This window comes from Novosphingobium sp. CF614, from assembly GCF_900113255.1.
Lineage (GTDB): Bacteria > Pseudomonadota > Alphaproteobacteria > Sphingomonadales > Sphingomonadaceae > Novosphingobium.
On record NZ_FOOR01000001.1, the window covers coordinates 596,865 to 616,678 of the forward strand.

16 protein-coding genes, 1 tRNA gene and 1 pseudogene are annotated in these 19,814 nt (G+C 66.6%); 5 read left to right on the top strand and 13 right to left on the bottom strand.

Translation table 11 applies throughout. The features are described from left to right. Positions 1-17 precede the first annotated feature (17 nt). Both rpoC and BM052_RS02815 read left to right on the top strand, forming a co-directional pair. Positions 18-4,304, top strand: a complete 4,287-nt coding sequence (gene rpoC, locus BM052_RS02810) for a DNA-directed RNA polymerase subunit beta' (protein ID WP_091142911.1) — start codon at positions 18-20, stop codon at positions 4,302-4,304. Between the two features lie 192 nt (positions 4,305-4,496). Then, the gene (locus BM052_RS02815) at positions 4,497-5,450 is read left to right on the top strand and encodes an SDR family NAD(P)-dependent oxidoreductase (protein WP_091142913.1); all 954 of its coding nucleotides are present in this window, start codon (positions 4,497-4,499) and stop codon (positions 5,448-5,450) included. Positions 5,451-5,470: 20 nt separating this feature from the next. Here the strand turns inward: BM052_RS02815 and ispG are convergent, their stop codons facing one another. From ispG to BM052_RS02865, 10 genes are all read right to left on the bottom strand, one after another. Next, positions 5,471-6,598 (bottom strand): flavodoxin-dependent (E)-4-hydroxy-3-methylbut-2-enyl-diphosphate synthase, encoded by a 1,128-nt coding sequence (gene ispG, locus BM052_RS02820; protein WP_091142915.1) that lies wholly within the window; start codon positions 6,596-6,598, stop codon positions 5,471-5,473. Positions 6,599-6,669: 71 nt separating this feature from the next. Further along, a complete protein-coding gene (locus BM052_RS02825; RefSeq protein WP_091142918.1) occupies positions 6,670-7,182 on the bottom strand; it encodes a GNAT family N-acetyltransferase in 513 nt (170 codons plus the stop codon). Continuing rightward, the gene (locus BM052_RS02830) at positions 7,182-7,649 is read right to left on the bottom strand and encodes a GNAT family N-acetyltransferase (protein ID WP_091142919.1); all 468 of its coding nucleotides are present in this window, start codon (positions 7,647-7,649) and stop codon (positions 7,182-7,184) included. The genes BM052_RS02825 and BM052_RS02830 overlap by 1 nt, the downstream gene beginning before the upstream one ends. A gap of 25 nt (positions 7,650-7,674) precedes the next feature. Further along, positions 7,675-8,595: an RDD family protein gene (locus BM052_RS02835; RefSeq protein ID WP_091142922.1), complete on the bottom strand. Its 921-nt coding sequence runs from the start codon at positions 8,593-8,595 to the stop codon at positions 7,675-7,677. Then, the gene (locus BM052_RS02840) at positions 8,592-9,647 is read right to left on the bottom strand and encodes a stage II sporulation protein M (protein ID WP_091142925.1); all 1,056 of its coding nucleotides are present in this window, start codon (positions 9,645-9,647) and stop codon (positions 8,592-8,594) included. Before BM052_RS02840 ends, BM052_RS02835 begins: the two co-directional genes overlap by 4 nt. After that, complete coding sequence (locus BM052_RS02845; protein WP_091142928.1) at positions 9,644-10,972, bottom strand: DUF58 domain-containing protein; 1,329 nt, start codon at positions 10,970-10,972, stop codon at positions 9,644-9,646. Before BM052_RS02845 ends, BM052_RS02840 begins: the two co-directional genes overlap by 4 nt. A gap of 14 nt (positions 10,973-10,986) precedes the next feature. Beyond that, a complete protein-coding gene (locus BM052_RS02850) occupies positions 10,987-11,961 on the bottom strand; it encodes an AAA family ATPase (protein ID WP_091142930.1) in 975 nt (324 codons plus the stop codon). Continuing rightward, positions 11,958-13,229 carry a hypothetical protein gene (locus BM052_RS02855; RefSeq protein ID WP_091142932.1) on the bottom strand — a complete coding sequence of 424 codons (1,272 nt, stop codon included), beginning with the start codon at positions 13,227-13,229 and terminating at the stop codon, positions 11,958-11,960. The genes BM052_RS02850 and BM052_RS02855 overlap by 4 nt, the downstream gene beginning before the upstream one ends. After that, positions 13,226-13,936 carry a hypothetical protein gene (locus tag BM052_RS02860; protein ID WP_091142933.1) on the bottom strand — a complete coding sequence of 237 codons (711 nt, stop codon included), beginning with the start codon at positions 13,934-13,936 and terminating at the stop codon, positions 13,226-13,228. The genes BM052_RS02855 and BM052_RS02860 overlap by 4 nt, the downstream gene beginning before the upstream one ends. A 59-nt stretch (positions 13,937-13,995) precedes the next feature. Further along, entirely contained in the window at positions 13,996-14,904 is a 909-nt protein-coding gene (locus BM052_RS02865; protein WP_091143061.1) for a prephenate dehydratase, read from the bottom strand. 140 nt (positions 14,905-15,044) lie between these two features. Between BM052_RS02865 and BM052_RS02870 the strand changes: the two genes are divergently transcribed. Further along, positions 15,045-15,659: a c-type cytochrome gene (locus tag BM052_RS02870; protein ID WP_091142935.1), complete on the top strand. Its 615-nt coding sequence runs from the start codon at positions 15,045-15,047 to the stop codon at positions 15,657-15,659. A 115-nt stretch (positions 15,660-15,774) separates the two neighbouring features. Here the strand turns inward: BM052_RS02870 and BM052_RS20400 are convergent, their stop codons facing one another. From BM052_RS20400 to BM052_RS02885, 3 genes are all read right to left on the bottom strand, one after another. Then, positions 15,775-15,918: a cupin-like domain-containing protein gene (locus BM052_RS20400; RefSeq protein ID WP_218151502.1), complete on the bottom strand. Its 144-nt coding sequence runs from the start codon at positions 15,916-15,918 to the stop codon at positions 15,775-15,777. A 116-nt stretch (positions 15,919-16,034) separates the two neighbouring features. After that, the gene (locus BM052_RS02880; protein ID WP_091142940.1) at positions 16,035-16,694 is read right to left on the bottom strand and encodes an RlmE family RNA methyltransferase; all 660 of its coding nucleotides are present in this window, start codon (positions 16,692-16,694) and stop codon (positions 16,035-16,037) included. Beyond that, on the bottom strand, positions 16,691-18,016 hold the full coding sequence (locus BM052_RS02885) for a Ppx/GppA phosphatase family protein (protein WP_091142943.1): 1,326 nt from the start codon (positions 18,014-18,016) through the stop codon (positions 16,691-16,693). Before BM052_RS02885 ends, BM052_RS02880 begins: the two co-directional genes overlap by 4 nt. A 199-nt stretch (positions 18,017-18,215) precedes the next feature. On the opposite strand from BM052_RS02885, the pseudogene BM052_RS02890 reads away from it, so the two are divergent. Both BM052_RS02890 and BM052_RS02895 read left to right on the top strand, forming a co-directional pair. Continuing rightward, a pseudogene (locus BM052_RS02890) lies at positions 18,216-19,047 on the top strand (ISAs1 family transposase); the annotation flags it as partial. A 41-nt stretch (positions 19,048-19,088) separates the two neighbouring features. Continuing rightward, positions 19,089-19,162, top strand: a tRNA-Gln gene (locus BM052_RS02895). The last annotated feature ends 652 nt before the right edge of the window (positions 19,163-19,814 follow it).

Consider the following 19,814-nt stretch of genomic DNA (forward strand, 5'->3'; position numbering starts at 1 on the left):
TCTAGAGGGATAAAGCTATGAACGACCTGACCAAGTTCACGAACCAGATGGCGAAGCCCGAGACCTTCGATCAGATCCAGATCGGTCTCGCCAGCCCCGAGCGCATCCGCTCCTGGTCCTTCGGCGAGATCAAGAAGCCGGAAACCATCAACTACCGCACGTTCAAGCCCGAGCGTGACGGCCTGTTCTGCGCGCGCATCTTCGGCCCGGTGAAGGACTACGAGTGCCTTTGCGGCAAGTACAAGCGCATGAAGTACAAGGGCGTCGTCTGCGAGAAGTGCGGCGTCGAGGTCACCGTCACCAAGGTCCGCCGCGAGCGCATGGGCCACATCGAGCTGGCCGCGCCGGTGGCGCATATCTGGTTCCTGAAGTCGCTGCCGAGCCGCATCGGCCTGCTGCTCGACATGCAGCTCAAGCTGCTTGAGCGCGTGCTCTACTTCGAAAGCTACATCGTGACCGAGCCGGGCCTGACCCCGCTCGAGAAGTACCAGCTGCTCACCGAAGACGAGATGCTCGACGCCCAGGACGAGTACGGCGAGGACGCCTTCTCGGCCGGCATCGGCGCCGAGGCCGTCAAGCACATGCTGATGAACCTCGACCTTGAGCAGGAACGCGCCGACCTTCTCCAGGAGCTTGAGACCACCAAGTCGGAACTCAAGCCCAAGAAGATCATCAAGCGCCTCAAGGTGGTCGAATCCTTCATCGATTCGGGCAACCGCCCCGAGTGGATGATCCTTGACGTCGTGCCGGTCATCCCGCCCGAGCTGCGCCCGCTGGTGCCGCTGGACGGCGGCCGCTTCGCGACTTCCGACCTCAACGACCTCTATCGCCGCGTCATCAACCGCAACAATCGCCTCAAGCGCCTGATCGAACTGCGCGCGCCGGACATCATCGTGCGCAACGAAAAGCGCATGCTGCAGGAAGCGGTCGACGCGCTGTTCGACAACGGCCGCCGCGGCCGCGTCATCACCGGCGCCAACAAGCGCCCGCTCAAGTCGCTGTCCGACATGCTCAAGGGCAAGCAGGGCCGCTTCCGCCAGAACCTGCTTGGCAAGCGCGTCGACTATTCGGGCCGTTCGGTGATCGTCACCGGTCCGGAGCTGAAGCTGCACCAGTGCGGGTTGCCCAAGAAGATGGCGCTCGAGCTGTTCAAGCCCTTCATCTATGCCCGCCTCGACGCCAAGGGTCTTTCGATGACCCTCAAGCAGGCCAAGAAGTGGGTGGAGAAGGAGCGCAAGGAAGTCTGGGACATCCTGGACGAGGTGATCCGCGAGCACCCGGTGATGCTGAACCGCGCGCCGACGCTCCACCGCCTCGGCATCCAGGCCTTCGAACCCGTGCTGATCGAAGGCAAGGCGATCCAGCTGCACCCGCTCGTCTGCTCGGCCTTCAACGCCGACTTCGACGGTGACCAGATGGCCGTCCACGTGCCGCTTTCGCTGGAAGCCCAGCTCGAAGCGCGCGTGCTGATGATGTCGACCAACAACATCCTCTCGCCCGCCAACGGCAAGCCGATCATCGTTCCTTCGCAGGACATGGTGCTGGGCCTCTACTACCTGTCGATGGACCGCACCGGCGAGCCGGGCGAAGGCATGAAGTTCGGCGACATGGCCGAAGTGCACCAGGCGCTGCATGTCGGCGCGGTGACGCTGCACTCGCAGATCGAGGCCCGCGTGCCCCAGACCGACGAGCAGGGCCAGCAGTACATGAAGCGGTTCCAGACCACTCCTGGCCGCATGCTGATCGGCGAGTGCCTGCCCAAGAGCCACACGGTGCCCTTCGATGTGGTCAACCGTCTCCTCACCAAGAAGGAGATCGGCGACGTCATCGACCAAGTCTATCGCCACACCGGCCAGAAGGACACCGTGCTGTTCGCCGACGCCATCATGTCGCTGGGCTTCCGCCACGCCTTCAAGGCCGGCATCTCCTTCGGCAAGGATGACATGATTATCCCCGATTCGAAGGTGGCGCTGGTCGCCGAAACCAAGGAGCTGGTCGCCGACTACGAGCAGCAGTACCAGGACGGCCTCATCACCCAGCAGGAAAAGTACAACAAGGTGATCGACGCCTGGAGCCGCTGCGGCGACCAGGTGGCGAACGCCATGATGGACGAGATCCGGGCCCAGCCGATCGATCCGGAAACCGGCCGCATGGCGCAGATCAACTCGATCTACATGATGAGCCACTCCGGCGCCCGCGGCAGCCCGGCGCAGATGAAGCAGCTTGCCGGCATGCGCGGCCTGATGGCCAAGCCTTCGGGCGAGATCATCGAGACTCCGATCATCTCGAACTTCAAGGAAGGCCTGACCGTCCTTGAATACTTCAACTCGACCCACGGCGCCCGCAAGGGCCTGGCCGATACCGCGCTCAAGACGGCGAACTCGGGCTACCTGACCCGCCGCCTGGTCGACGTGTCGCAGGACTGCGTCGTCGTGATCGACGACTGCGGGACCGAACGCGCGCTCGAAATGCGCTCGATCGTGCAGGGCGGCTCGACCATCGCCTCGCTCGCCGAACGCATCCTCGGCCGCACCCTGGCCGAGGACATCGTCGACAAGGAAGGCAATGTCGTGGCCGCCAATGGCCAGCTCCTCGACGAACCGGCCGTGGCCGCGATCGAGGCGACCGGCATTCAGGCGGCGCGCATCCGCTCGCCACTGGTCTGCGAGGCGACGCAGGGCGTCTGCGGCAAGTGCTACGGGCGCGACCTCGCCCGCGGTACGCCGGTGAACATCGGCGAGGCTGTAGGCGTCATCGCCGCGCAGTCGATCGGTGAGCCGGGCACGCAGCTGACCATGCGTACCTTCCACATCGGCGGCGCCGCGCAGCTCAACGAAACCAGCCACCTGGAATCGATCTGCACCGGCAAGGTCGAGTACCGCGACATCCCGACGATCCTCGACAAGCGCGGGCGCCGGCTGTCGCTGGCCCGCAACGGCGAAGTCGTGGTGTTCGACAGCGAGGGCCGCGAGCGCGCGATTCACCGCGTGCCTTACGGCACCGTGCTGCTCCACACCGATGGCGCGGCGGTGAAGGAAGGCGAACGCCTGGCCGAGTGGGACCCGTTCACCCTGCCCATCATCACCGAAACCTCGGGCGTGGTGAAGTATCAGGACCTGATCGATTCGCGCACGCTGACCGAGCAGACCGACGATGCGACCGGCATGACCAGCCGCGTCGTCACCGAGGATCGCTCGTCCAGCCGCTCGAAGAAGAAGGAAGACCTGCGTCCGCGCATCACCCTTCTCGACGAGGCCTCGGGCGAGACCGCGCGCTACATGATGGCGCCGGGCACCACGCTCTCGGTCGAGGACGGCCAGCAGGTCGAGGCGGGCGACATCATCGCCCGCGCCAGCCGCGAAGCCGCCAAGACGCGCGACATCACCGGCGGTCTGCCGCGCGTCGCCGAACTGTTCGAGGCCCGCAAGCCGAAGGACAACTCGATCATCGCCAAGATCTCGGGCCGCATCGAGTTCGTGCGCGACTACAAGGCCAAGCGCAAGATCGCGATCATCCCGGAAGAAGGCGATCCGATCGAGTACCTGATCCCCAAGAGCCGCGTCATCGACGTCCAGGAAGGCGACTATGTCAAGAAGGGCGACAACCTGATCTCGGGCTCGCCCGACCCGCACGACATCCTGGAGGTCCTCGGCGTCGAGGCGCTCGCGGAATATCTCGTCGCGGAAATCCAGGAAGTCTATCGCTTGCAGGGCGTGAAGATCAACGACAAGCACATCGAGGTGATCGTTCGCCAGATGCTGCAGAAGGTCGAGATCACCGACGGCGGCGATACCACGCTGCTGGCCGGCGAGCAGGTCGACTACGAGGAGATGAACGAGTACAACGCCAAGCTGAAGCCGGACCAGAAGCCGGCCGAAGGCAAGCCGGTGCTGCTCGGCATCACCAAGGCCTCGTTGCAGACGCGCTCGTTCATCTCGGCGGCCTCGTTCCAGGAAACCACCCGGGTGCTCACCCAGGCGGCGGTCGAGGGCAAGAAGGACTCGCTGATCGGCCTGAAGGAAAACGTCATCGTCGGCCGGCTCATCCCGGCTGGCACCGGCGCCGGCATGAACCGCGTGCGCGTGGCGGCCTCCAGCCGCGACGCCGCCCTGCGCGCGTCCTATCGCCGCATGCAGGATGCGCTCGTCGCCGCCAATTCGGCGGAAGAAGAGCGCGAGGCCGAACGGCGCCGCGATCCGCTCGACGACCTGGGCGACGATCCGCTGGCGGCGGTCGAGGGCGAGACCCACGGCACCGACGCCGATGCGGGCGACTACCTCATCAAGGGCGACGAGGTCGAGTAAGCCTTTTCCCCTGACAGCCAGGAAAATGGCCCCGCCGGAGCGATCCGGCGGGGCTTTTTCCTGGGTGCCGACGCTGGTTGCCCTCGGCGCGGCTGGCCGCACCGCGCTCAAAGCCTTCCCGCGCGCGGCGAACCGTGCATAATCGTTTCCGGACAACAACACTTGCAACAACACTTGGGGAGGAAGAGAGCGATGGACAGGCTTCGGTTCGACGGACAAGTCGCCATCGTCACCGGGGCGGGCGGCAACCCCGGGCTCGGCCGGGCGCATGCCATGCTGCTGGCGGAGCGCGGCGCGCGCGTGGTGGTGAACGATCTCAGCAAGGAGCCGCTCGGCAGCGACCGCGTGCCCGCCAGCGCCGAAGCAGTGGCGGCCGAGATCGTCGCGGCCGGAGGCGAGGCCGTGGCCGACACCCACAGCGTCGCCGACGAGGCGAGCGCCGCCGCCGTGGTGCAGACCGCGCTCGATCGCTGGGGCCGGATCGACATCCTCGTCAACAACGCCGGCGTGGGCTTCCTCGCCGGGTTCGACGAAATCACCTCGGTCGATATCCGCACCATGGTCGAGGTCCACCTGATGGGCGCGATCTGGATGTCGCGCGCGGTGTGGAAACCGATGCAGGCCGCCGGCTATGGCCGCATCGTCAACACCACCTCGGGCGGGATGATGGGTATGAACGGCATGACCGTCTACGGCGCCGCCAAGTTCGGCATCTTCGGACTGACCCGCGGCCTCGCGGTCGAAGGCGCCAGCCGCGGCATCAAGGTCAACGCGCTGAGCCCGGGGGCGGCGACCCGCAACGGATCACGCCATTTCACCATCCCCGATCCCGAGAAGCGCCGCGCCTACGAGCACGATTTCCGCCCCGCCCTCGTCTCGCCGGCGGTCGCCTACCTCGCCCATGAGGCCTGCGAGGTGAGCGGCATGCTGTTTCACGCCGGCGGCGGCAAAGTCTCCTCACGCCAGATCTGCATGACCACGGGGATCGATGAGCCCGACCTTACCATCGAGCAGGTCCGCGACGGGCTCGACACGATCCTCGATCCCGCCACCCTCACCCCCGCCACCGACCCACGCGATCCTTCGGTGACCGGCAACAGCACCGCGGCCGCGCTGCTCGTACCCAAGGCCTACGAGCCCGGGTGAACCGCTTCGCGGCTGCCCCGTTACTCGGCCGCCTCTGCCTCCAGCGCTTCGGCTGCCTCGATCTCCGCCGCCTTGGCCTCGACCAGCGCGACGATGTGATCGAGCATGTTCTCGCTCTGCACATGATGGTCCGTCACGCCCGAGAGATAGACCATGTGCTTGCCGTTGCCGCCGCCGGTAATGCCGATGTCGGTTTCCCGCGCCTCGCCCGGGCCATTGACGACACAGCCGAGCACCGAGAGCGACAGCGGAGTCTTGATGTGTTGCAGGCGGGCTTCCAGCGCCTCCACGGTGCGGATCACGTCGAAGCCCTGCCGCGCGCAGGACGGGCACGAGACGACGCGCACGCCGCGCGTGCGCAGGCCAAGGCTCTTCAGGATCTCGAAACCGACGCGCACTTCCTCCTCCGGCTCGGCCGAGAGCGAAACGCGCAAGGTATCGCCGATGCCGGCCCAGAGCAGGTTGCCGATGCCGATCGAGGACTTGACGGTGCCGCCGATCAGCCCGCCCGCCTCGGTAATGCCGAGATGCAACGGGCAATCCACCGCATCGGCCAGCCCCTGGTAAGCGGCAACCGCGAGAAACACGTCGGAGGCCTTCACCGCCACTTTGTATTCGTGGAAATCGTGGTCCTGCAGCAGCCTGATATGGTCGAGCGCCGATTCCACCAGCGCCTCCGGGCAGGGCTCGCCGTACTTTTCGAGCAGGTCCTTCTCGAGGCTGCCGGCGTTGACGCCGATGCGGATCGCACAGCCATTGGCCTTGGCCGCGCGCACCACTTCGGCGACACGCTCGCCGGAGCCGATGTTGCCGGGATTGATGCGCAGGCACGCCGCGCCCGCGTCGGCGGCCTCGAGCGCGCGCTTGTAGTGGAAATGGATGTCGGCGATCAGCGGCACGCGCGCGGCGCGGGCGATCTCGCGGAAGGCGGCGGTGCTTTCGACATCGGGGCAGGAAACGCGGATGAGATCGGCCCCGGCATCCTCGCAGCGGCGGATCTGGTCGATCGTTGCCGCCGCGTCGGACGTGGGCGTGTTGGTCATCGTCTGCACGGTGATCGGCGCATCGCCGCCGACGGGCACGCTGCCGACCATGATCTGGCGGCTCTTGCGGCGCTCTATGTCGCGCCAGGGTCTGATCGAGGACATGGCGCTGCTATAGGCGCTCGGCGTGACCGTTTGAAGCCGGTTTGCGCAAGGCGGCGATTCTCACCATCTGGTCACACCATCCGGGCGAACAGGAACTCCTCGTCGCGCTGCTTGCCGACCATGAAGTGGATGTCTGCGGCTTTGTCGAAGCCGTAGCGATGGTAGAACTTCTGCGCGCCGAGGTTCCCACTGTAGACCGAGAGCTGGATCTCGTCGGCACCGAACCGGCGCGCCTCATCCAACGCCCAGTCCATCAGCCGCGCGCCGATGCCCTGCCCGGTGACCTCTGGATCGGTGTAGAGCTGCTTGAGTTCGATCGCGCGTCGCCCCCGCACATGCTCGGGCCAGCCGCAATCCATAACGAGCTTGCAGTAGCCCAGCAGCGCGCCATCCCGCTCGGCCAGCATCACGCGCATGGCCGGATCGGCGATCTCCCCGGCGACCTTGGCCTCGCTATGTGATTGCGCCAGAAACGCCGCCAGGTCTTCCGGCCGATAGAGCTGGCCGAACTTTTCCGTAAAGCTGCGCGCGCCCAATTCGGCGAGGGCACCGGCATCGGCGAGGATCGCGGGTCGCAAGTCCATCATATCACCTTGGTCATGCACATCGAAAAGTCATCCGAGAGGTAATCGCCGAATGGCGGGCATTCGACGAAGCCGTGGGCCTCATAGAGGCGCCGGGCCGGCTGGAACGGCTCCGGGCGCCCGGTCTCGAGGCTGACCCGCGTATAGCCGCGCGCACGGGCTTCCTCGATCAGGCGCAACAGGATCGCCTTGCCGACACCCTTGCCGCGATATTCCGGCGCGGCGCGCATCGACTTCAATTCACCGTGCCGGTCGCCCAGGTGCTTGATCGCGCCGCAGCCGGCCAGGCGCTCGCCGTCCCAGGCCGAAAAGAAGGTCACGTCGCTCTGCCGCAGCCGCTCTGCCGGCAGGGCGTGAACCTTGCAGGCCGGCGACCACCGATGCATCTCATCCAGGTGCAGTTGCAGCAGGGCAAGCACGTCCTTTCCGGTCAGGTCGTCAGCAATGATCCTCAGGTCATCGATCATCGGCGTCCCTTGAGAAAACCTGCCTTTACGAAAACTTGTCGGCCTTGCGCCGCCCCATCCGCATGCCGCTTTCCAGCCTTGCCCGCAACTGGGTATAATAGGCCTCCAGGAAGGCTTTCTCGTCGTTCCAGCCGTCGTTGCGGCCGATCTTTTCGGCAATGGTCTGGTAGACCGTCTCGATCGATTGCTGGCGATCCTCGCGCAGGACGCGTTCGAGCGCCTGGAGTTCGAATTCACCGTAGACCGCCAGTTCGGCTTCCTCGAACTGGTAGCCGCGGCGTGCCGCCTCGATCGCGGGACCGAGCGCGGCATCGCGGGCGACCGACATCGCCGCTTCCAGCTTCTGGCGCGGCCGTTCCAGCACCCAGCTTCCGGCGATCACGTCACCCGCGCGCAGGGCGTCGCGGTTGAACAGCGGGAACAGCATGAAGATCAGGAACCACGCGGTGGCCGCCAGCCATGCCCAGCCGCTGTCCACCCCGGCCGAGGCGATGAAGACGATCGGCAGGAACAGCTCGATATCGCGCAGAAGATTGCGGGCGATGACCATTTCCGCGGTCAGTCGCCCGCCATCGCGCGCGGCGATGCGAATGCCGGTCATCCGCTTGCCGGGCGTCGCGCCGCGCGGGCCGAGCTCGAAGAACAGGAAATAGGCGTTGCGGAACAGGAACATGATGACGATCCACACGATCACCAGGAATTGCAGCGCCTGGCCCGCCGCCGAGCCGCTGCGCAATTCCCGGCCAAGACCGGCCACGCCGCCGCCGATCGCCGCGAGCGCCAGCGTGGAACCGATCATCAGCACCACGATGAAGATCAGGTCCAGGATCAGTGCCCCCAGCCGCGCGCCCCGGCTGGCGACGGTGACCGGCAGCGCGATCCCCTCGGGCGTCACCAGGATGCGATCCTTGCCCCAGCGGCGCAGGCGGGTGGGAGCGGCGCTCATCGCCGCCGTTCCACGCGCGTCGCGGAATCGGCATTGCCCCGGAACGCGAAGAAGTAGGCGCTCCACAGCGCCAGCATGAAGCCCCCGATCACCAGGCGGCCGAAAGTCTGGTCCACCAGCTGGCGGGCGAAGCCTTCCAGCAGCGCGGCTATCACCAGCATCAAGACCACGCCGGTCATGACCAGCGCGGCGCGGCGCCCGGCTTCGGCGGCGGCCTGGAGCACCGGGCGATTGCCCGGAAACGCCAGCGAGCGGCCGATATGCAGCCCCGCCGCGCCCGCCAGCAGGATCGCGAAGAGTTCGGTGGTGCCATGAACGGCGATCCAGCCCGCGAAATCGAGCGTGAGCCCGGCGCCGTGGTAGAGCCAGGCCATCGCCCCCAGCACCGCCAGGTTCTGCACCAGCAGCAGCAGCGAGGGCACTCCGAAGGCAAAGCCGAGCGCGAAGGCGAGAATCGCGACCTGGGCGTTGTTGCTGAACAGCTGCGCGGCGAAAACGCTCATGCCGTTTTCCTTCGACAGGCCGAACAGCGTGCCGTGCAGCTCCTGGACGCTCGCGCCCGGTACACGGTCCCCCGCCATGCCGCGTCCGACCAGCGAGAAGTACCACTCCGGATCATGGCTGACGAGCAGCCAGCCGACCACCGTTCCCGCGACCATCACCGCCAGGGCGATCACCACGTCCAGCCAGATCGCGCGCACCGCCGCGCTCCAGCCGCCGCCGAGAAAACCACGCAGCCACTCCCAGAGCGAACTGCGCGGCCCATAGACGATGAACCAGGCGCGCTGCACCAACGCCTCCAGATAGGCCAGCGTCGCGGCATCGAGCGACGTTTCGCGGGCGATCGACAGGCTGGAGGCGACGGTGCGGTAAAGCCCCGGCAGCGCCAGCAGGTCCTCGTCCGAAACGCCGCGCAGGCGGCCTTTCTCCATGCGCGTGACGATTGCTTCGAGCCGCTTCCAGTCGGCCTCGCGGTCGAGCCGGAAGCGATCGGAACGCAGCGCGGCGGTTTCGATCGCGGACCAGGAAGAGCTGGAAACGGCGGCGTTCATCCGATCGCTCCCGATCGCTTGACCTCGAGATAGGCGTCGAGCAGGCGCGTGCCAATCCGGTCGAACGGGGCTTCCACCACGTCGACCCCGATCTGCTGCAAGCGCCGGGTTACAAGCGCGCGCTGGCGCAGCAGGAGATCGGCCGAAACCGCTTCCGACAGGGCCTCCAGATCGTCCGGCGGCGCCGCGGAAAGCGTCTCCAGTTCGTCGTCGGCCATGGTCACGAAGATCACGACATGGCGCGACACGAGCCGGCCGATGCTCTCGATCATCAGTTCGGCGCTGGTGGGATCGGTGAAGTCGGAGAACACCACGATCAGCGAACGGCGCTGCAGCCTGCCCGCCAGCGTGGCCAGCGCGAAGGTGAAGTTGGGCTCCTCCGCGCGGTATTCGAGGCTGGCGGCGGCGCGCTGGAGGCGGTGGAACGCGCTCGACGCGGTAACGAAGGGCGTCGAGACTTCCGGCCGCGAGGCGAACCCGAACAGCGCCACCCGGTCTCCCCCCTTGAGCGCGACATAGGCGGTCGCCAGGGCCGCCGAGACCGCCCGGTCGAGCCGGGGCATGCCCTGGATCGGCTCGCACATCGCCTGGCCGCAGTCGAAGGCGAGGACGATCTGGTTGTTGCGCTCCGTCTCGTATTCCTTGGCATAGAGGTGGACGTGCCGGGCCGAGGCTTTCCAGTCGATACGGCGACGGTCCATCCCCGGCTGGTATTCGGCCAGCGATTCGAACTGCGCGCCCTCGCCGCGCATGCGCCGGGCGATCAGGCCGAACTGGGCATCCTTGAGGAACGCCTGCAAGGCCGGGGAACGGACGGCGGCGATATTGGGCCAGACGCGTATTTCCTCGTCGAGATCGCCCAGCAGCTGCCGGGCGCCGAGCCCCAGCGGCCCGGTCCAGCGCAGCCATGCGCGGCTGACGCGGCCGGTTCCCCGACGTGCCGGCGTGAACGTGCCGGAACCGCGCCATTCGCCGGCTTCATGCGCGAGGCCGAACGTCATGCGTCCGCCCGGCGCCAGGCGCGGATCGCATTCGAGCGCGACTTGCAGGGCCGAGGGCCACCCGCCGCCCAGCCGCACCCATGCGCCCAGCGATTGTTCGGCCCCCACTTCGACATCGCCGGGCACCGTGACGCGCAGGTCCTCCAGCCGCCCGGCCATCAATGCATCGATCAGCAAGAGCGCGAACACCACGATTCCGGCCAGCGGCGCGATCACCCAGGCGTCCGGGCGAGTCGCCGCGATCACCAGCGCGACCGGTGCCGCCAGCGCCAGCAGCATGGCCGCGCGGGCGGTCGGGACGATCGGGGCGAGGCGAACGCTCATGCCTGCCTGGCGCCTTACCGGGGCGCCTCGGTCTGCTCGACCAGTTGTTCCACGAGCTGCTCCACCTGCTTGCCCTCGATCTCGGCGGCCGGACTGAGCAACAGCCGATGGCGCAGCACGCTGCCGGCCAGCGCCTTGACATCGTCGGGCACCACATAGTCCCTGCCTTCCAGCGCGGCGCGGGCCCGGGCCGCCCCGGCCAGCAGCACCGCCGCGCGGGGGCTGGCGCCGCTCGACAGGTCGGGGCTTTCGCGCGTCGCGCGCACCAGCCGCACGATATAGTCGGTGACGCTCTCGGCCAGGGTCACGCCCGCCACCGCCAGGGTCGCCGCTTCGAGCCGCGCCGGGGTGGTCACCGCGGCGACACCCATCTCGGCCGGGCTCGGCGCGCCGCGATTCTGGCCGTAGCGGGTAACGATGCGGCATTCCTCCTCGATGCTGGGATAGCCGACCAGCAGCTTGAACAGGAAGCGGTCCAACTGGGCCTCTGGCAGGGGATAGACGCCTTGGCTCTCGATCGGGTTCTGCGTCGCGACCACGGTGAAATGCGCGGGCAGCGGATGCGCGCTGCCGTCGAGCGTGACCCGGCGTTCCTGCATCGCCTCGAGCAGCGCCGCCTGGGTCTTGGGCGGGGTGCGGTTGATTTCGTCGGCCAGCAGCAGGTCGCAGAAGATCGGGCCGTGCGTCAGGGTGAACTGGCTGGTCTGGAAATTGAACAAGTTGGAACCCAGGATATCGCCCGGCATCAGGTCCGGCGTGAACTGGATGCGGCCGAAATCGAGCCCGAGCGTGGCCGCGAAGCATTGCGCCAGGAACGTCTTGGCGGTTCCCGGCGGGCCTTCGAGCAGCACGTGCCCGCGCGCCATCAGGGCGATCAGCAAGTGGTCGATGGTCTCGGCCTGGCCAACCACGGCCTTGGCGATCTGGCCGCGAATCGCATCGGCCAGGCTCGCCACGTCGGGCAGGCTGAGGGTTTCGGTCTCGGTCATCGGATCAGCATCCTTTCGAGCGCGTGAAGATCGCGCGCGGCTTTCAGGAGGTCGTGCGGCCGGCGCGCCGCCTTCAGGCGCGCGACGATCGCGGTAAAGGGTTCGGCCTCGGGACTGCGCGAGGCCAGCGCGCGGTCGATCGCCGCGCCGGCACGCTCCGAATCCAGCGTGCGCGGCAGTGCCAGGGCCTGGACCAGCCGATCGCGGGCACGGTCCGCATAAGGCCCGGCCAGCAGATGCAACCGGCGCGAACGGCGCACCAACCCGGCGGAATTGGCGACCAGCGCCCGCTTGCCGAAAGCGATCACCCGGTCCGGCGCGAGCGGCGGGCCGAACCGCAGGAAAGCGCGCCAGGCGGTGATTACCGTGGCCAGCAGCAGGCACAGCGTGGCGGCAAGGAACGGCGGCGTGAAAGCAAGCGTCAGCAGGTTGTCGGACCGGCCGAAGCCATTGAGCGTCAGGTCGAAAGTGACGGGTCCGCCCGGATCCACTTCCATCGCCGGGATCAGCAAGTCGAGCAGCCGCGCGCTGCCGCGATCGGCCATGCCATAGTTGTTGAGCAAGTCCGGCTCGAAGACGATCACCAGCGGGTAGAGGTCTTCATCAGTGCCGCCATCGTCGACCAGCGCGGCAAGGATCCGCCCGTCCTGCTCGTTGACGAGCGGAACAAGCCGGTCTCCCCTGCCCCACAACAGGTTTTCCCGATCCGGCAAGGTTCCCGCAAGGCCAAGGCCGCGCCATCTTGCCCGCTGGCCATTGGCGTCGACCTGGCCGACTTCGACCGTCACGTCATCCAGGAATCCCCGCCATTCCGGACCCTGGGTGCCGACCAGGCGCACCCAGCCGGTTTTCGCGCCCTCCTGGTCGCGACTGGGCTGCAGTGCCAGCCACTTCGGAGTTATCACCAAGGTCGGCCCCATGTAGCGGCGCGCGGAGACGATCTCTTCGATCTTCTCGCCCTCGGCATGGGCCGGCGGGGTCAGGATCAGCAGGCCGGGCTTGTCGAGCGCGCCCTCGTTGCGCGCGCGGCGCACGGCGAAGCCCCGCCGTTCAAGGTAGTCGGCCATCGCGGCGTAGCCGGTCAGCCCCTTGCCCCCCGCGTGGGCCTGCCCGTCATTGGTCGAACCCATGCCCGTCCCGGTGCCGATCATCCACAACAGCGCGACGAACAGTGCGCAGCCGATCAGCACGATCGCCACCACCGCGCCGCGCGAAAACGGGTTCGCGCCCACCGCGACAGCGCCGCTCCGGTCCAGTTCGGCGCTCATGCGGACAGCTCGATGCGGGCGAAATCGGCATAGGCGGCGCGGGCGGCGGACCAATCCGCCGCGTCAAGATCGCGCAGCGCGAAGCGGCAGCGTTCGACGCGCTCGGCGATCGTCGCGAAGGCACGGCGCCCGGCTTCGGGCAGCATCGGCAGCACCGCGATCTCGCGCGCGGTGGAAGCCGGTATCAGCCAATCCGGCCGGGCATCCGCGATATGCCCGATACTGCGCCGGAGCAGCAGGTGCGCCGCCTCGCCGAACCGGCCCTCACCGGCGAGCCGGTCGGCGTCCTCCAGCAGCGCCATGGCCTCGATGCGGCTGGGCGCCCAGCGTCCGGGCGCGTCGCCTTCATCCCCCTTGCGCCGGTTTTCCAGCATCGGACCGGCCAGGCGCCAGAGCAGGAACAGGACGAGAAGCACCGCCAGCGCGATCAGCACCCACTGGAATACCGGCCACGAAACACCCAGCAGCCGCCCGAGCGGTGCGAAGATCGCCTCCAGCGCGCGGCCCAGGGCCTTGAGCCACTCGGGCACCTGCTGCGGCACCTCGGGTGCCTTTGGCGGGGGTAGCGGGGAAAACTGGATATCGGAAGCGCGGCGCACGGCTTCCCAGTCGCCCGTGGCTTCGCTCGCAGCATCGCTGGCTGCGGCCGCATTCGCGATCTGACCCCCGGCAATCGTCACGGTGGGATGATTGGCACGCGGTGCCATCCCGCGCAAGCGCCTGGCACGATGAACTTGCCGCAACCGCATGCGGTTCCGGCCTGCCGTCAGCCGCGCGGCCGGGCCTGCCGATAGCTGCCGAGCGGGCGCACGTACTTGCAGTGGAAAGCCAGCTCCTGCATCGCCGTGTCCACGCGCGGGTCGCCGGGTGCCCCTTCGATATCGGCATAGAAGGTCGTCGCCGCGAAGCTGGCCCCGATCTGGTAGCTTTCCAGCTTGGTCATGTTGACGCCGTTGGTGGCGAAGCCGCCCAGCGCCTTGTAGAGCGCCGCCGGGATGTTCTTCACCTCGAAGATGAAGGTCGTCATCGTCGGCTGCCCTTCGAGCTCGCGGGGATCGAGCGGCTCCCGGGCCAGCACCACGAAACGGGTGGTGTTGTCGGCGGCGTCCTCCACGTTCTTCTCGATGACCTCGAGACCGTAGAGCTCGGCCGCCAGGATCGGGGCGATGGCGCAGGCGGCCGGGTCCCCCTGCTCGCGCACCAGGGCTGCGGCGCCCGCCGTATCGGCATAGGCCATCGGCACGATCCCGCGATCGCGCAAGTAGCGACGCGACTGGCCGAGCGCCTGGGGATGGCTGTACGCCGCCGAGAACGGGCCCAGCCCGCCATCGGCATTCCGCAATGCCATCAGCGCGTGATGAATCGGCATGAAATGCTCGCCGACGATCGACAGGCCGCTCTCGGGCAGCAGGAAATGAATGTCCGCGACGCGCCCGTGCTGCGAATTCTCGATCGGAATGATCGCCCGTTCGGCGCGCCCCTCCTTGACCGCGTCGAGTGCGTCCTCGAACGAAAAGCAAGGCAGCGGCAGGCAATCGGCATCGTGTTCAATCGCGGCCCGGTGCGAGTTGCAGCCTGGCGCGCCTTGCAGTGCGATCGCGCGCGCGGGATCGGCGGCCGCGGCCGCGGCCATGCGCGCGACCAGTTCCTGTGCGGGTTCGGGATAGGAATGCATGATGCCCGCGCGATTAGGCGGCATTGATCGTCTAGGCAATGGGGCGATATCCGCAATGGCTCTTGCGCTCGGGCCTGCCCGACACTAGAGCGCGTGCCAAATCGCATGAGCTAAACATTCTCCCGCGGGGCATTCTCGAAATGGATGATCGTTTCAATACCATCGCCGGCTGGACGCTTTTCGCCGGTATCGTCGGGCTCGGCCTGAGCATCGTCAGCTCGATGTATTTTCAGGCCGACAAGCATCACCGCCCGGAGAAGATGGGCTATGCCATCGAGGGTGTCGCGGAAGAAGGCGCGGGCGGCAAGGAAGTGCCGATCGAAACCCTGCTCGCCAGCGCCGATGTCGCCAAGGGCGAGGCGACTTTCGCCAAGTGCACCTCGTGCCACACGATCAACCAGGGCGGCGCCAACGGCATCGGCCCGAACCTGCACGGCATTGTCGGTGAGGGGATCGGCCAGGGTGCGGGCGGCTTTGCGTTCTCCGATGCGCTCAAGAGCAAGGGCGGCAACTGGGACTTCGCCAAGCTCAACGAATGGCTCAAGAGCCCCAAGGCCTTCGCGCCGGGCACCAAGATGACCTTCGCGGGCCTGTCCAAGCCTGAAGACCGCGCCAACCTGATCGCCTGGCTCAACACCCAGGGTTCGAACCTGCCGCTACCTGCCGCGCCAGCCGCCGGCGCCGCTCCCGCAGCAGCGGGCGATGCCGCCGCGCCCGAGGCAAGCCCCGAGGCAGACAAGGCCGCCGCGCACTGAGCACGCTATCCGGCAATGCCGGTCGAAAACGGTCCGCAGGCTCCACCGAGTTGCCTGCGGACCGTTTTCGCTTGTCCGGGCCCGCATTATCCACGCGCGGCCCACTCATCCGCCCTCATGGCCTCACGGGATGTTCACGATAGCCCTCGTCGGACCAAACAAAATTGGTATAGGTCATCGAGACGCTGAAATCGAGCGCTTCGACTTGGTGCCACCAGCCGATCGGGATGAACAGTACCTCGCCGGGCTCGATCACCACGTCGAGCGTGCGCAGCTTTGCGAGGCATCGCTGCCGAACAGCTTGATGTAACGATCGGCGACAGGGGCGTCGTGAAGATGGAACCCCGGCACATGGCTGCGGATCACGTCGGCACTCTAACCTTTGAAGCCCTGGGCGATCACATACCACTCCGAGGAATCCTTGCGGCTCGCGGGCGGCTTGGCGTGCTTGACGCTGGCGAAGTGGCGCTTGAGCAGCCCCAGCAGCGCGGTGTCGGTTCCCCCGGCAAGAACCTTGGCGACGAAAGTCCCGCCCGGCGCCAGCGTCTGAATCGCGAAATCCGCTGCCGTTTCGACCAACCCCATGGTCCGCAAATGGTCCGTCTGCTTGTGCCCGACCGTATTGGCCGCCATGTCGGACAGAATCAGGTCGGGCGGTCCGTCCAGAGCGCTCTGCAACGCCGCGGGGGCCTCGTCCGCCATGAAATCCATCTGGAAGATGGTGACACCCTCGATCGGATCGGTCGGCAGGAGATCGATGCCTACGATCTTCGCCTTCGGGCATTTGATCCGCAGCACCTGGCTCCAGCCGCCCGGCGCGATGCCAAGGTCCACGGCGCGGGCGACACCCTTGAAGAGGCCGAACTTCTCGCCCAGTTCGACCAGCTTGTAGGCGGCGCGGCTGCGGTAGCCGTCGACCTTGGCCTTCTTCACGTAAGGGTCGTTGATCTGGCGCGTCAGCCAGCGCGCCGAACTTGTCGAGCGCTTTTTGGCCGTGCGCAGCCGTTCGCCGGGATCGCGTCCGGACCGGCTCATCGCAGCGCCATGGCCTTGCGCACGCTTTCGCTCACCGCCCGCGTATCCCGGCCGCGTGCTTCCCCGTGGCGGGGGCCGCTTCGATGCGAGGCGATCAGGCTGCGCAGGATGCCTTCGCGGATGCCGCGATCGGCCACGCCCAGGCGTGCCGCCGGCCACAGATCCAGGATCGCCTCGAGGATCGCACAGCCGGCAACCACGAGGTCGGCCCGCTCGCGGCCGATGCAGTTGAGTTCGCGCCGCTCGTCGATCGTCATCGTGGACAGGCGCAAGCTGATCCCGCGCATCGAATCGGCGGGGACGATCAGCCCGTCGACAACGCGCCGATCGTATTGCGGAAGCTCAAGATGGAGGCTGGCCAGCGTGGTAACCGTGCCGCTGGTGCCAAGCAGGCGCAACAACCCCTGGTGTCCCGCACCGTCACGCGCCGATGTGACCCGCTTGGAAAAGGCCGCGAAGCTTTCCGAAACCAGGCCGTGCATGTGGCGATATCGCGCCAGCCGCTCTTCCCGGGAGTCTCCCTCCGGCCCGCAGGTCTCGGTCAGCGAGACGACGCCCCAGGGCACGCTCTGCCAATCGAGGATGCGCGGCACGGTGTCGGTGCTTTCGATCAGCACCAGTTCGGTGGAGCCGCCGCCGATATCGAAGATCATCGCCGGGCCCGGGCCCTGTTCCAGCAGGATGTGGCAGCCCAGCACGGCCAGCCGGGCTTCCTCGCGCGCGCTGATGATGTCCAGCGCAATGCCGGTCTCGCGGCGGACGCGCTCGATGAATTCGGGGCCGTTCTCCGCGCGGCGGCAGGCCTCGGTCGCCACCGAGCGGGCGAGGTAGACGTTGCGGCGCATCAGCTTGTCCGCGCAGACCCGCAGCGCGGCCAGCGTGCGCTCCATGGCCGCGTCGGACAGCCGGCCGGACTGCGCCAGTCCTTCGCCCAGCCGCACCACGCGGCTGAAGGCGTCGATCACCGTGAAATTCTCGCCGGAGGGCCGGGCGATCAGCAGGCGGCAGTTGTTGGTGCCAAGGTCGATGGCGGCGTAGGACTGGCGCGGCGAGCCCTGTCGCTGCGGTTCCAGCCCCGCCGGCTCCTGCCTGGCAGGTTCCTGTCCCGCCGATCCCAGACTCGCCGGGGTGGCATGACTGGAATCGCTATCATCGCGCGGCGCTATGCCCGCCTCTTGCGCCAGGGCGCCGCCTGGTGGGCGCGCCTTCGCCTTGGCTGTGCCGGCGGTCGGTGGGCACGGCTTGCCCTTCCGTCCCTTGCGCCGTCGTCCCGGACGGCCCGGTACATCGACTTTCGCTGCCGGCGGATCATACTCCGCCATCGTGTCAAATCTCGTTCATGTCATTCCGCCCCAGTTGAGCGGACACCTGAAAGCAATGCTAACCTTCCGCGAGGAAAGGGGCAAGAGCGGCCTCCATCAAGGCACGGCAATCGCTTGAAGGGTGGGTTGACGCTGAAGGGGATTTCAGAGGCGGGGTGAATTATGATTGATAGGGGCTCCTGGAGTTGGAGCATTGCCGATGGTCACGCCTTCGCCTGTATCGTTGATCGATCACTTTGCGGCGCTGGATGATCCGCGCCAGTCGGGCAAGGTGCTGTATCCGCTGACCGAGATTTTACTGGTGGTGCTGTGCGGGACGTTGGCGAGAGCCGAGGATTTCGTTGAGATGCAGCGGTGGGCTGGTGTCAACCAGGTGCTTTTGCGGCGTTTTCTACCGTATAAGGACGGTATCCCGAGCCATGATACGCTCAACGACGTGATCAACGCGATCGATGGCGATCTTTTCTCTCAATGCTTCAACGATTGGGTGGACGGCCTTCGCGAGGCAATGGCCGACGTGGATGGACCGGAGCTCGTAGCGATCGATGGCAAGACGTCGCGCCGAACCCATGATCGGGGCAAGGATCGTGGGCCGCTGCACATGGTTTCGGCCTGGGCGAGCCGGCAGCGTCTCGTCCCCGGCCAGCAGGCCTGCGAGGCCAAGTCCAACGAGATCACGGCCATTCCGCTATTGCTCGAGCGTCTGGCGCTCATCGGGGCCCTGGTCACGATCGATGCCATGGGCTGCCAGACCAGGATCGCTCGGAAGATCATCGATCGCGGCGGGGACTATCTCCTCGCCATCAAGGACAACCAACCCAGCCTTCACGATGAGATCGCACGCTATTTTCGAAGACACCGCGCCGGCCAGGCTCGATGATCTCCAGACAACCGATGGCGACCATGGCCGCGTCGAGGTGCGCCGGCATTCCGTCAGCCACGACGTGAACTGGCCCATCACCGATAGGCGCTTTCCCGGAGAGCCGCGATTTCCCGGCCTCAAGGCCTCCGTTCAACCAGCATCCAAGCCGCTTGACCCGAATCACAAGCATCTCTAGACGAGCGCCCTCACTGCCCCGTCGTCTAATGGTAAGACTACGGATTCTGATTCCGTCTATCGAGGTTCGAATCCTCGCGGGGCATCCAGTTTCCTGTCCTTTGACAGCTAAGATTGCCCGTTGTGACACGCGCCGTGTCCGGGCGTAGCTGTGCAGGATGCTTTCGCGACCCAGCGCTGACCAAGCGACCTCTTTTCAGGGACCCCGCTAGCGAGCCGCCAATATCGTGGCTGGTGGATTCCGGCCCGGCCGCTTTCGGGCATCAAGGTGGCATAAGCCGACGTTTGTTTAGGCAGCAAGAACCATGGCGGCTGCCGCCGACATTGCTGCCGTTCGACAGCCCTATACGACTCTCTGAAACCTGCATTCCATTCATCAGGCCAGGCGCCACCATCCCTATAATCGCTAAAATATAGGGATCGAGCCGCAGCCGACACAGCAGGCTACCCCCTGGGATCCCCCCAGAGTTATTCCACTAGGCCGGGATTCTAACCCTCGACCATCGCACCGATCATAAGCGCGACCATCAACACGACCATCGCTACATCATCGATAGGACCGTCACGCGACCATCGCGACGCTGAAGCAGCGCCCGGCAGGAGTCGACCGAGCCAATACTTATACGCTCGGCTTGATCAACTGACTCAGGAGGTCTTGCGGTAGGTTTCCGAGTGTGATTCGCTGTTTTCCTCGCAAGTGAGGAGGAAGCGATGGCTGCACCGATCAGGATTACGCGTGTT